Below are 13247 nucleotides of genomic sequence, written 5' to 3'. Positions count from 1 at the left end.
ACTTAGCGAAGCGCTTGGCCTGCAACCCGAACAGCTCCAGGCCGTCCGACATGCGAAGACCGCCCGCTTGTGCCGCAGGAGAGCTTGGATCGTCGTATCGTAGTCAACGTAAGTGTCTGATTCATATTGCGGACTGGCTTAAGTTAGCGCCATTCGAGCCTGACCCCTTTTCCCGCATGTTAGCGATTATTGCGCTCGTGCTATTTGCTGCGGCGTTTAACCGTACTCTTGCGGTCGTCGGAGCGCGTGGTCTCCTGGGCCGGGTTCTGAAACACAGGCTTCGGCTGCTGCGTGCCTGTCGATGTACTTGTGCTACCGCTTCGGCCCCCGCTGTTTGGCTTGTTGGAGCCTTGAGTATCGCTACCATTACTGTTCGTCATGCTCGATCTCCGGACGCGTTCAGGCTAAGACTGTCAGCCATGCGATGAATTCAACGATCATTGCAATAGCGGCCACCAAAAGCGAAAGAAAAAGCCTGGAAAGTATTTTTTGGTTGCATATATAATTTTCTTCAGAAAAGCCTGCGAGAGCCTCGTGTATTTCCGTGAGAGTGGCGGGGTTCTCAGGGTCTGTAAATTGGCTGATTACCAGTCCAGGTGAATTGTGGAATTTCAATCCCTTATGGGGGCGCATAACATTGATGATTGCTGCGTAAGTAACAAATAGCGCGGCGAACCCTACAACCAGCGCAATAGAGTCAACGCACAGCGTTAAATTTGCGATTGGCGATACATCTAACGCTTCTCTGCCTAGGAAAGCAGCAATGACGCCGGCTAACCCTCCAATCCACATGGAACGTTGGCGAATCGAATTAATAGTCTTGTCTTGATCAGCAAGACCCTTGCGCCCCTCTTCTAGGGCGATCTTCATAACCTCCAGCTTGTCTTCTTCGCTCTGAGTCATTCTCGGTCGCTAACGGAGCGCTAACCGGCGCGAGGTACGAGCGTCCGGTTGAGCGTTTTGTTAGCGCTACACCTTCGCCACATCGATCTGATATCCCGCGTGTGCCATCTCCTTAGCCAGGAGCAGACCGGTATCCTTCTCAAGATTGTCTTTGAATGGGATATATAGAAGGCCCTGAATGTCCGATGGCCTCTCCATGTTTTCGTGCTGGTGAAGTAAAATGGCGACTCGCGATCGCCCGAGCTTCGACAATAGCATTCCAAGTTCCAGGACAACGTTTTGCCTAGCCCGAAATGCTTGTTCGTCCGGATGATCCACCCGATGACCGAGGTCATCGGGTGTCGCCAGAACGACCGCAAATTGACATTCGGCGGTGTGCTTCTCCAGCTTCTCGATGATCGTCTGCCCCTCTGATGGAAGCTGATCCAATATCAAAGGCTCAAGCCCCCACCGACGTAACATTGCATCCAGACTCGCCCGACATTGCGGCTCGTGCCCATACACAACGAATACTCTGTTGTTGCTCCCCGGGGCGATTGCTTGGCTGCCGGACGTCGCCTTTTTTGCCGGCGCCTTGCCCAACAACTCCTTGACCTCCCCTACATCCTTCCCTTGGGGCGTCACGGTCCCCTTGTCAAAGACATTCACGACCGAGCCGTTGTTGTACCGAAGCTGAACTCCATACTGGATATCTCGCTCTTCGTCTAGAACGAAGCCATTCGCCGAAAGAATGTCGTTTACTTGGTCTTTATCCATTGCACGGTCTCGTAGTTTCTGTGAACGCTAACGTTAACCGCAGCCCGCGCCAAACTGCGGCCACGCGCGAAGCGCAGGCCGCAGTTTGGCGTCGGGCTGGCGGGCTGGCGGGCTGGCGGGCTGGTTGGGCATCTTCATCCGTCCCGGGATGAAGAATGCAAGACTCCGTTTTGTTCCGTTGCTTACCGCCGCCATCCGCTTCCGAACTCTGGTCGGTATGATCTAAGTGCTGAATAAAACGTACTTCGAACTGCCCAATGTACGGAGTCATCCATACGGGCGCCGCTCCAATGATCGGGGTGGCGCAGCCCGTCGCGTACTTCCCACCGGCCGTCGTTGGCGCCGTCGCGATCTTGCAAACGCACCTCTAGAAAACCGATCCGAAACAGAAAGCGCATTAGGTCTAAAACCGATCTGGTGTCTGCACATGCCGCTTTGGACGGCCTAACGGATCCTTGCCCCATCAGTCCCTTGAGATGGCTTCTTAGCTCCGTCGTTTTCCAGTCTAGCGAGTGTCCGGCAAATGAATGAAGGCACTGAGCAAGACCTTCGCAAATATCGCCAAACTCGTTTATGAGATACTGGAGTCGCTCCCGCGAGAAATGCTCTTCGGCGTTCAGGATGTTCTCTTCGGAAAGTGGAAGGTTCTCAGTTCCATGAATTGCGAGCTGCAAAAATGTTTGCAGATCCCTTGGGGTGTACATCGTTCGGCGGAGAACATAAGTAAAGCCCTGGGACACGGCATCAGTCTTCAGCCTAACCGATGCAGGGAAGAACGTCTCCCAAAGAATATCAAATGGTTCCTTGACGCGACTGTCTAGAGGTTCATCCAAAGCTATAGATACGGCGACCGCTAGTCTTCGTTTAATGAAATCTTTCAGCTGATCTGGCTTCCAAAGCAGCCATTGCGGCATCGAAACCTTGTCAAGGTAGTGCCAATCGATGCGGCACCGCAACCAAAGGTCCTCACGGATCAACAGCGAAACGTTTGGTGATTCGTAAACTGCGCTGAGAATATCGGCCGCTTCAATAGCGGACTGGGCGAGTTCTGTTCCTATACGCGAGTTCAAGCGACCCGCGCTTCCGGGGTTATCAAAATTGTCGACGAATAGAGTGTAGTTACTGCGTCGGAGTACGGTCTCAATGTGATCGTCGGCAAGAGTGGCAGGTTTGCTTTGATCCCTGGTTCTGCTTCGGATTTGCGGAAACAAGGTTTTCGCACCGGAGATCAACCTTTCCCCGAAGTCTTCAGCTGCGAAGCCCTGTGACAAAGCCCACTGCCGAACCTTCACTTCCGCATCTTCTACCAATGCGTGTCCGCTCAACTCTCCAGCGAAAGCTTTTAGGATTTCTGTCGCGAAAGCTTTGTGCCAGACCGCGACCGCTCCGGAACCTACCTGGTTCCTCAAGTGGAACTCGTTTATTGCGGCATCGACGAGCCGCTGGGCGTCGGCAGAAATGACAGTCCGGTCTTTGGCGGAATTGCTGGAAGCGGAGGCGGAAATTTTTTGGGCCGCGGTCAGAGCAGCGGTTTTTCCGGACCCTTTCCTGCCTATCACCAAATTAGCAATTCCGTGGCTCACGCTCTGAAAGCGAGGAAAATTGAGGAAGATCGAGGACTCCCATGACGGCCACGCCCGACAATCCTTTTCCGCATCTGGAAAACCGATTAGCTGGGGATTGCCTTTCCAGTAGCTCTGCGCCTTCTGGATTTGATTTCTTGTTAGCAAAAGTATCTCCTGCCAGAGGTATCGGGGAGCTTGTCCAAAGGTTAGTGAGCAATGAGTCTCGACATTTGAGGCCCAACAGTTAACTAAACTGGGTCATGTGAAAGTGGTGCTAGGCAGGGTGCGGCCTAGGCACGTCAGATCGGGTGCGGCAATTGCTGCGCCCAACCCCCCTCGCGGTTAGGGAACGGAGGAGTCGCTGGCGCCTCGCCACGCTCACGACAGAAGTCGAGATAGTCATCCATGCTCTGCTGAAGCGCCTCCGCAACGTCATCCGGTGTCTGTCCCACGAAGGTGATGAGGTCACGGATGCCGCGACGACACGGCCGAAGAGCAGCCCTTGATCGGGCTCGAAGGTGCCTCGGTGGCCTTTGTACTAAATCATCTGGTTCCTCCGGGCGCGTGGTCGGTCGTGGATCGGTCTCCGGCGTCTTTGGGATGAGAGCCTCAGGCGGCGGCAGGAAGTCCGGGACGATTTCCAGCTCGCCGAGTGGCTCGTCGGTGTAGGTCGGCTCGTTGGTGTCCATTGGCGTCGGCGTTTGGTGTGGGTGCTGTGTAGACCGGTGGCGCGGGCGTCGCCGACTGAAAGTCGGCGCCCCCAGGTGGCGCCCCCGCACTTCGCACGGCGCACCACGCACTTTCCGCTATTGACAGCTCTCACACTCCGGATCAATCACCGAGCACGCAGCCGGCTCCGCAGCCCCATTCCCCTTCCCATTCGACTTGCCCTTCCCAAGCGAGACATAGCTGCCGCCCACGGCGGAAAGGCGGTTGGCCTTGGTGGAGTCGTCCATGGTGGACTTCTCGACGTGGGTGGCGCCCATGGAGCGGAGGTAATAGGTGGTCTTGAGGCCGCGCACCCAGGCGAGCTTGTAGAGGGTGTCGAGCTTCTTGCCGCTGGGCTCGCTCATGTAGAGGTTCAGGCTCTGGGCCTGGTCGAGCCATTTCTGGCGGCGGCTGCCGGCTTCCACCAGCCAGCGGGCGTCGATCTCGAAGGCCGTGGCGTAGGTCTGCTTGAGGTCGTCGGGCACGCGGTCGATTTGCTGCACGCTGCCGTCGTAGTACTTGAGGTCGTTGACCATGACGCTGTCCCAGAGGCCGCGCTCCTTCAGGTCCGCCACCAGGTAGGGGTTCACCACGGTGAACTCGCCGGAGAGGTTGGATTTGACGAACAGGTTCTGATAGGTGGGCTCGATGGACTGGCTGACGCCGCAGATGTTGCTGATGGTGGCGGTAGGCGCGATGGCCATGCAGTTGCTGTTGCGCATGCCGACGCTTACGACCCGCTGGCGGAGCCGGTCCCAGTCCAGGGTGGCGCCGGTGTCCATCTCCAGGTAGCCGCCGCGACCTTCTTCCAGCAGTCGGACGCTGTCGATGGGGAGGAGGCCCTGGCTCCAGAGGCTGCCATTGAAGCTCTGATAGCGCCCGCGCTCTTCGGCCAGCTCGGTGCTGGCGCTGATGGCGTGCCAGCTCAGGATCTCCATGCTCTGGTCGGCGAACTGCACGGCGTCCTGGCTCGCATAGGGGATGCCGAGCTTATAGAGAGCGTCCTGGAAGCCCATGATGCCGAGCCCCACCGGCCGGTGGCGCAGGTTGGATTTGCGCGCCTGGGGCACGTTGTAGAAGTTGTAGTCGATGACGTTGTCGAGCATGCGCATGGCGGTGCCGACGGTCTTCTGGAGCTTGGCGGTGTCCAATCCGTTGGGGCCGACGTGGTTGGCCAGGTTGACGCTGCCGAGATTGCAGACGGCGATCTCCTGGTCGTTGGTGTGCAGCGTGATCTCGGTGCAGAGGTTGGAGCTGTGCACCTGGCCCACGTGCTGGTTGGTGTAGCGCAGGTTGCAGGGGTCCTTGAAGGTGATCCAGGGGTGGCCGGTCTCGAACAGCATGGCCAGCATCTTGCGCCACAGGTCCACGGCCTTGACGCGCTTGTAGACGCGCAGCTCGCCGCGCTCGCCTCGCTCTTCGTAGGCGAGGTAGGCGCGCTCGAAGTCCTGGCCCATCAGGTCGTGCAGGTCCGCGGTCTCGTCCGGGCTGAACAGGGACCATTCGGCGTCCTCGGCGACGCGCTTCATGAACAGGTCCGGCACCCAGTTGGCGGTGTTCATGTCGTGGCAGCGGCGGCGGTCGTCGCCGGTGTTCTTGCGCAGATCCAGGAACTCCTCGATGTCCACGTGCCAGGTTTCAAGGTAGGCGCAGACCGCGCCCTTGCGCTTGCCGCCGTTGTGCACCAGTGCGGCGGCGGTCATGTAGCTCTCGTCGCCGTCGACCTTGAGGTCATGCACCTCGGGCAGCGGCTCGATGGCCTCGACCGCCTTGACTCGGGTGAAGACCCAGTTGCCCAAGCGGAGCCAGTTCTGCTTTGTGAGCGGGGTCACGCCGATGAGGTCCGCGATGGGCGCTACTGCGGGAATGCGCAGGTCGAAGGCCCGGGTGGTGCCGGTGAAGGAGACGACGCTGCCGTCGGCGCGGCTGCCGGTGTGGGCGTTGTCGCGCTCGCGGTACTGGCCGGCGCAGGGAATGCCTAAGCGCAGCAATTGGTAGCGCAGCCCCTCCGCCAGCGGCGCAGAGGTGCTGGTGAAGTAGATCTCCTTGCCTCTGCTGATGCCGCCGTCCGTCTCGAGCAGCCCCTGGATCAGCGCCAGCGCCTGGTTGTGCGGCAGGTGGCTGAAGCGTCGCGCAATGCGCTTGTTGCGCGCGGCGTCGTAGAGGTCGGCTTCCGTGAAGGGCAGGGCGGCCTGGTCCTGTCCGATCCACTGGCCGGTGGTGGCGCAGCGGGCGAGGCCCTTGCCGATGGACCACTTGATCTGGACGTAGCTTTCGCCCCTGACGTTCTCCCAGAAATGGATGTCCCGTTCGCGCAGATAGGCCCGGACGAAGTCCAGGTGCCCGCCGTCCACCGCCGGGTTGCCGGAGATGCCGAATTCGTAGCCCCGGGTCAGATGCCCGTCGCCCAGCAGGATGCCGTAGAAGTGGGCGTCGGCCTCGGTTAAGCCCTCCGCCGGGACGACTTCGCTTGGGATGACCTGCGCCACGTAGTCGCCGCGGCTGAGCTCGCCGGCTTCGACCCAGCCCGGCTTGAAACGAGCGCTTTCGATGTGCTTGAGCGTGCGCTCGATGGATTGGTCCTGCGGCACGCCCTTGATGGCCCAGAACGGATGGCCGGCGGTAACCCTGAGATCATCAACCGAGTGCTTGACTCGCACCCGCACCATGGGCGCGTCCTTCTGGTCGTAGACGAAGTGCTCGATGACCTCGCGGTAGCGACCGCGCTGGCCGAGCACCAGGTCGCCGCGCTTGACCTCTGCAATGGGCTTGGGGCCGTCGGCGGTGAAGACCGTCGTATCCGGCGCGAAGCACTGGTTGACGGCCACCGCCGTGTCATTGGCCACCTTCAGGAAGGGCACGACACCTTGGCTTTTGCCGTTGGTGCCCTTGATGTGCGCGCCCATGCCGCGCACCCGGCTCCAGTCGTTGCCGAGCCCCCCCGCGAATTTGCTCAAGAGCGCGTTGTCCTTGATGGCGCCGTAGATGCCGTCCAGGTCGTCCGGCACCGTGGTGAGGTAGCAGGAGCTGAGCTGGGGCCGGAGCGTGCCGGAGTTGAACAGGGTCGGCGTGCTGCTCATGAAGTCGAAGCTTGAGAGCAGCTCGTAGAACTCGATGGCGCGCTCCTCCCGGTCGATCTCGTTGATGGCGAGCCCCATGGCGACGCGCATGAAAAACGCCTGCGGCAGCTCGAAGCGGGTGCCGCGCTCGGTGTGGATGAAGTAACGGTCGTAGAGGGTCTGGAGGCCAAGATAAGTGAACTGGAGGTCCCGCTCGGGCTTCAGGGCGGCGCCCAGGCGCGCGAGATCGAAGCGCGCCAGCTGCTTGTCCAGCAGCTCCAGGTCGCCGGCGCGCTGGATGTAGGCGGCGAAGTAATCCGCGTAGCGCTCGCCCATGTCGGCCTGGGTCTCGACACCCACGGCCATGTCCAGAAAGCCCAGGGCCTCGCGGCGCAGCACGTCCAGCAACAGCCGCGCCGCCGCCTGGCTGTAGGCGGGCTCGCGCTCGATCATGGCGCGGGCAGACATCACCAGGGCCTGGCCGACATCGGCCTCCTTCACGCCGTCGAAGAGGTTGCGCAGGGTGTCTTTGAGCACGGCCTCGGCGTCGACGCCGTCGAGCCCGCGGGCGGCCTCGTCCACCAGCCGGGCCAGGCGCTCGGTGTCCAGCGGGCGGGTGCTGCCGTCGGCCAGCGTCACATTGATGCCGTCTTCGGCCGCGCCCGCTGCGGCGGCCCGGGCGGCGCTCTTCTCGGCGCGCTCGCGGGCGCGGGCGTCGCGGTAGAGCACATAGTCGCGGGCGACCTTGTGCTCGCCGGCGCGCATCAGCGCCAGCTCCACCTGGTCCTGGATGTCCTCGATGTGCACGGTGCCGCCGCCCGGCAGCCGGCGGGTCAGCGCGCTCGCCACCTGCTCGGTGAGGCGCTCCACCTGGTCGTGGATGCGCGAGGAGGCCGCGGCGCCGCCGCCTTCCACCGCCAGGAATGCCTTGGTCATGGCCACCTTGATCTTGTTCGGGTCGAAGTGGGTGACCTTGCCGTTGCGGCGGATCACCTGGACCTGCCCCGGCTGGTGTGCGCCCAAGTCCGCCGGCACCGCCTCTCGGGCGGTCGGCGGGTTGCCCTGCGCCTGCTCGTGCGCCGCTGCGGCGGCCGTCTGGTCCGACTGCTCGGTGTTGTGCTTGTCGTCGCGGGTGGCGGCGGCCATGGCGGTGCTCCTCTGGCTGATTCCGGGCTCGGGGTGGGGCAGGCAGGCCGGGAGACGGGCGGGCGTGGGCCGCTGCCGTAGGGCTCGACGCGCACGACGCCGCAAGGCGGCCGAGGCGGTGCTCCCAGCGTTCGCATCGGCAATATATATGTTCAATCTGGTCTGTCAATCACAAGATGTTGTGGTCAACCGTGTGATCAAGGCGTTGGCGAGCTGTGCAAGACTTGTGGATAACTCGGGGGGTGCCGGGCGCCGAGCCGCGTGGTTAGACGCGTCTGCTGTGGATGGATGGGGCGTGGGTCGGCGCCTGCGCAGCAGGTGTCTGGCCGACGGGCGGCGGGCGGTCGGGGGAAACCGGCGCGGCGGCGGTCAGCTAGAGACCGACGCTGTGCTCAGGATGCGTTGGAGAGGGGCTCGGTCGGCGCTGGTGGGGCTGGGGGCGGCGATACCGACGCCGATGCGCTGGGGGCAGCGACTGGGATTGGGCCCGCGGTGCGAGTGGCTCCGCGCTGGCCGGGGGGACGCGCAGAGGGGCAGGCTCTCAGCGAACCTCGACGACGAAGTACTTGGACGGGGCCTGGCGGAAGAGGTCGATCTGTGCCGAGTAGGTGCGCGTCTCGCCGGGCTGGAGCTCGGGGATGTCGGCGGGCGTGATGGTCTGGCTCTTGTCGAGCTGGGCACGACCGGTCTGCAGGCCGGATTCGTCGAACAGCAGGATGCTGACTTCGGGCAGAACGGGCCCAGTACGGCCGTTGTGGAGCACGGTGCTGAACTCGATGGTGCGCTCGTCGTCCAGTCCGGATTCGACGAAGGTGATGTTCTTGACGTACTGATCGTTGAGCTCGATCTGGCGGTCGAACACTAGCCGGTCGATGCCCGGGATCCGATTCGCGAGCAGGATGCGCAGGTCGTTGTTGAGCTCGGTAATGCGCTCTCGGGCCTCGGCGAGCTCGCCCTGGAGCTGTTGGTGCGCCACCGACAGCTGGGTCTCACCGTTGCTCACGCGCTTGATGTAGAAGTAGAGCACCAGGGAGAAGACGATGCTGGACACCAGCCCCGCCGCCAGCACCCCGGCGAGGATGCGCAGGCGGCGGATCTTGCGCCGGCTGCTGCTGGAACTGCGCGAGTGGCTGCCGCGCGGCCGCCTGCGGGTATAGATGGGCTCCGCCATGCCTTCTTGCCGGCGCTCATCGTCGGCATCGGGCATTGGGCTGCTGGGGCTGCGGGGCACCGCGTCACTGGGCCCGCGGCCCTGCCAATCGGGATTGCGGAGGTCGTTCATCGACGGCTCGCTGTTACGATATCCAGGTGTTTGATAGCTGGGTTAGCGCAGCGTACCCTGGCAGGACGCTCGCGTAACCGTCTGTTGGCCGGATTGCGCGATCGCTATCCTGCCCTGAGGTCGGCGGTAGCTCGGGGCGGCATTTGAGCTATTGTCCAGTCTTCGGGGCCCGAACGCGCCGGTTACGCTGACTGCGGTGTCATCCCGTTGCTCGGGCGCGGAATCTTACCCGCGGCGCGGTCCCGCTGTCAGCGCAGTCCGTCCAAACAGTGACAGCGCTCCGGGCGCAGACACGGCTCGGGGTGAGTGCCATACTTGGTGCGCAGGCCCAAGGACCCGCGCCAAAGATGCGGGCCAGCGCCGCCACCGGAGGATGGAGTATGACCGACAGGCTCGGCTCTTTTTGCAATGCGGCGCAGCAGCTCGCGGCGCTGCCGCGTGCCGTGCGACCGCCGCCAATCGCCGGGCATGACTCGGCCGACCTAGCGCCGGCGCGATGGCGATCCGGGCGTGGCCACCGCTCGCGGCCAGCGGGCCTGGCGCTGGCAGCGCTGGCCCTGATACCGATGATGGCCGTGGCGGAGCCGCCGTCGGCGGCAGCCGGTGCTGAAGATCCCGCGGCCATAGCCCAGGCGGAGTACGACGCCGTCATGACCCTGGAGCCGGATGTCGACAATGGCCGGCGAGTCTATCTGACCTGCGCAGTCTGCCACCTGCCCGAGGCCTGGGGCAGCATCGACGGCACCTATCCGCAGATCGCGGGCCAGCTGCGCACCGTCATCATCAAGCAGTTGGCGGACTTCCGGGCGGGCAATCGTGACAATCCGCTCATGTATCCCTTCTCGGTCCCGACCATCCTCGGCGGCAAGCAGGAGCTGGCCGATGTGGCCGCCTATGTAGCGCAGTTGCCGATGACTCCGCACAACGGCCTCGGGCCCGGCACGGATCTGGCGCTCGGCGAGCAGCTCTACGAGGAGCATTGCCTGGACTGTCATGGCGTGGACGGCGAAGGCGACGTGCGTGAGCACATCCCGGCCTTGGCCGGGCAGCATTACGCCTATTTGATGCGTCAGTTCGACCAGATCCGCGACGGTGCCCGTCGGAATGCGGATTCCAAGATGTCACAGGAGATCCAGAATTTCACCCCTGCCGAGCAATCGGCCGTGCTGGACTACAGCGCCCGGCTGCGCCCCCCGGCCGACAAGCTCGCGCCGGACGGCTGGACCAATCCGGACTTCCCGAGCTTCGTGCGCGACGCAGCCGGTATCCGTGCCAGGCCGCCGATGCCGCAGGTGCCGTGACCCGGAGCCTGTGCCGGAGCCGGACAGCAATGCACCGCGCTGGCCCGCGGCAGGCCGCGGCCGTGTGACCCGCCAGCGCAGCCCGCACCCGCCGAGTCATTTGCCCGTGTCGGTGGTCCGCTAATGAATCACGCCCGGGCCTGACACTAAGGGGGCGGGGCCGTACCGAAGGCCGCTGCCGCCGGTGCCGACGGCGAGAATTCATCGAATAATTCGAATAATCCGAGAAATTCTCGAAGGGACGGGTCGGTCTGGCGCTGATCGCCGTGAGTATGATGTCCCCTAGTCCCTCCCGAAGGAGCCGCTGGCGATCTTCCGCCGCAGCCCGTTCAACACCGGCATCCCCGCCGGTCGCATCGCGCTCATCACCACTGACCCCGAGCACCCGAAGCCATGGGCGTCCCAGGGATTCAGCGCCCGTCGAAGGCGCCCTGTGAAAGCGTCCAGTGAAACCGTCAACGCACCGAGTCGTAACTATGACGAGTGATTCAACGCGCCGCCTGCTCGATCTTGATTTGCCGCCGGAGACCCTCGACCTGCTGAAGAGCGCCCCGAGGGTCACGGTGGCCGATACCCATGATGAGCTGATCGAGCTCGCTGTCCGGGATGCCCCCGACGGCGAGCACGAGGTCACCTACGACGTCCCGGGCATCGGGCCCGTGACGGAAGCCACCGTCTGCCGCACCCGCAACGGCATCTGCGCCAATTACACCGAGGCCTACATGCGCCGTCGGGACCCGGACTGCCTGGTCATCGGCGACGAGCGACCGACGGACAAGCCCCACTACACGGAGCGCTTCGGCGAGGACTTCGACCCTGTGCGCGAGGCCACCTTCGATTGGATGAAGTCTCAGCCGCTGGCCGCCTTCGCCTTCTACGCCGGGCTGCCGAGCCCTGCTACCCAGGCGCTGGTGATCGCACCGGACAACGCCGGCTTCTTCGCCTTGGGCCTCGCGCTGCTGCAGGGCATCGTGCCGGTGGAGGAGCTGCCGGACGACTTCTCCCCCAAGGCCGTCATCTATGTCGCCCCGCCGTTCCGGCATACCCACTTCGACGGCAAGCAGGTGGTGGTGCACAACCGCCGCGACGGCCTGCACGAGCTCTTCAGCTACAACCTGTATCCGGGCCCGAGCGCCAAGAAGGGCGTCTACGGGGTGCTGCTCAACATCGGCGAGGAAGAGCGTTGGGTGACCATGCACTGCGCCACGGTGCAGGTGGTGACCCCTTACGAGAACAAGGTCGTCATCTCCCACGAGGGTGCCAGCGGCGGTGGCAAGAGCGAGATGCTGGAGTACGCGCACCGCCAGCCCGACGGCACTCTGCTCATCGGCCGCAACCTGGAGACCGGCGAAGTCCGCAACCTGACGCTGCCCCAGGGCTGCGACCTGCGCCCGGTGACCGACGACATGGCGCTGTGCCATCCGTCGCTGGAGAAGGGCAACGGGCGTCTGACCCTCATCGACGCCGAAGAGGCCTGGTTCGTGCGCTGCAACCACATCGACCGCTACGGCACGGACCCGAACATCGAGGCGCTCACCGTGCATCCGCCGGAGCCCCTGCTGTTCCTGAACATTCACGGCCGCCCCGGCGCCACCACGCTGCTGTGGGAGCACATGGAGGACGCCCCCGGCGAGCCCTGCCCGAACCCCCGCGTGATCATCCCCCGCAAGGCCATTCCAGAGGTGGTGCGCGGCGCCGTGGACGTGGATGTGCGCAGCATGGGGGTGCGCACGCCGCCCTGCACGGCCGAGCGCCCGAGCTACGGCATCATCGGCCTGTTCCATGTGCTGCCGCCGGCGCTGGCCTGGCTGTGGCGGCTGGTGGCGCCCCGCGGGCACGCCAACCCGAGCATCGTCGAGACCGCCGGCATGACGTCCGAAGGGGTCGGGTCCTATTGGCCCTTCGCGACCGGGCGCATGGTGGACCACGCCAACCTGCTGCTGAACCAGATCATCGAGACGCCGGAGGTGCGCTACGTGCTGATCCCCAACCAGCACATCGGGGCCTGGGAGGTGGGCTTCATGCCGCAGTGGATTACCCGCGAGTACTTGGCCCGCCGCGGCGGCGCGCGCTTCGCCGGCAACCGGCTGCGCAAGAGCCGCTGCCCGCTGCTCGGCTACACGCCCGGCAGCATGATGGTGGAGGGCAGCACGCTCGGCGCCTGGTTCTTCGAGGTGGAGCTCCAGCCCGAGGTGGGCACGGCGGCCTACGACCAGGGCGCGGAGATCCTCACCGAGTTCTTCCAGCGCGAGCTCAAGGCCTTCCTCGGCTCCGACCTGCTGCCCACCGGCCAGCGCATCATCGAGTGCTGCCTGGACCGCGGCAGCCTGGAGGACTACCAGCGCCTGCTGGACCTGCCCTTCCTGGAGCCGGACGACCACTGACCGCAGCCGTGGGAGCGGCATCCCTGCCGCGGCTGCGCCGGGGCAGGCGATGTGCGGCATCATCGCGGCCAGAGGCCGCTCCCACAGCGGCCCCGCCCGTGGGAGCGGCATCCCTGCCGCGACTGCGCCGGGGCAGGCGATGT

The 13247-nt window shown here is 63.8% G+C and carries 7 protein-coding genes; 2 read left to right on the top strand and 5 right to left on the bottom strand.

What is annotated here, in order from left to right:
• Positions 1 to 399: 399 nt before the first annotated feature.
• From CKO31_RS08165 to CKO31_RS08145, 5 genes are all read right to left on the bottom strand, one after another.
• Positions 400 to 903 carry a hypothetical protein gene (locus CKO31_RS08165; RefSeq protein WP_200235786.1) on the bottom strand — a complete coding sequence of 168 codons (504 nt, stop codon included), beginning with the start codon at positions 901 to 903 and terminating at the stop codon, positions 400 to 402.
• A gap of 66 nt (positions 904 to 969) precedes the next feature.
• Positions 970 to 1659, bottom strand: a complete 690-nt coding sequence (locus CKO31_RS08160; RefSeq protein WP_200235784.1) for a TIR domain-containing protein — start codon at positions 1657 to 1659, stop codon at positions 970 to 972.
• Positions 1660 to 1841: 182 nt separating this feature from the next.
• Positions 1842 to 3389, bottom strand: coding sequence for a P-loop ATPase, Sll1717 family (locus CKO31_RS08155; protein WP_200235782.1), 1548 nt, complete (start codon positions 3387 to 3389; stop codon positions 1842 to 1844).
• 641 nt (positions 3390 to 4030) lie between these two features.
• Positions 4031 to 8137 (bottom strand): ribonucleoside-diphosphate reductase subunit alpha, encoded by a 4107-nt coding sequence (locus CKO31_RS08150; RefSeq protein ID WP_200235780.1) that lies wholly within the window; start codon positions 8135 to 8137, stop codon positions 4031 to 4033.
• 541 nt (positions 8138 to 8678) lie between these two features.
• On the bottom strand, positions 8679 to 9419 hold the full coding sequence (locus tag CKO31_RS08145) for a hypothetical protein (protein WP_200235778.1): 741 nt from the start codon (positions 9417 to 9419) through the stop codon (positions 8679 to 8681).
• Between the two features lie 380 nt (positions 9420 to 9799).
• Here CKO31_RS08145 and CKO31_RS08140 point away from each other — a divergent pair, with 380 nt between their 5' ends.
• A complete protein-coding gene (locus tag CKO31_RS08140; protein ID WP_306341721.1) occupies positions 9800 to 10720 on the top strand; it encodes a c-type cytochrome in 921 nt (306 codons plus the stop codon).
• Positions 10721 to 11196: 476 nt separating this feature from the next.
• Complete coding sequence (locus CKO31_RS08135) at positions 11197 to 13104, top strand: DUF4914 family protein (RefSeq protein WP_200235776.1); 1908 nt, start codon at positions 11197 to 11199, stop codon at positions 13102 to 13104.
• Positions 13105 to 13247: the final 143 nt, after the last annotated feature.

This window comes from Thiohalocapsa halophila, assembly GCF_016583825.1.
In the GTDB taxonomy this organism is placed as follows: domain Bacteria; phylum Pseudomonadota; class Gammaproteobacteria; order Chromatiales; family Chromatiaceae; genus Thiohalocapsa; species Thiohalocapsa halophila.
Note: the sequence above shows the minus strand (reverse complement) of the source record. Positions and strands in the feature narration are given on the sequence as shown.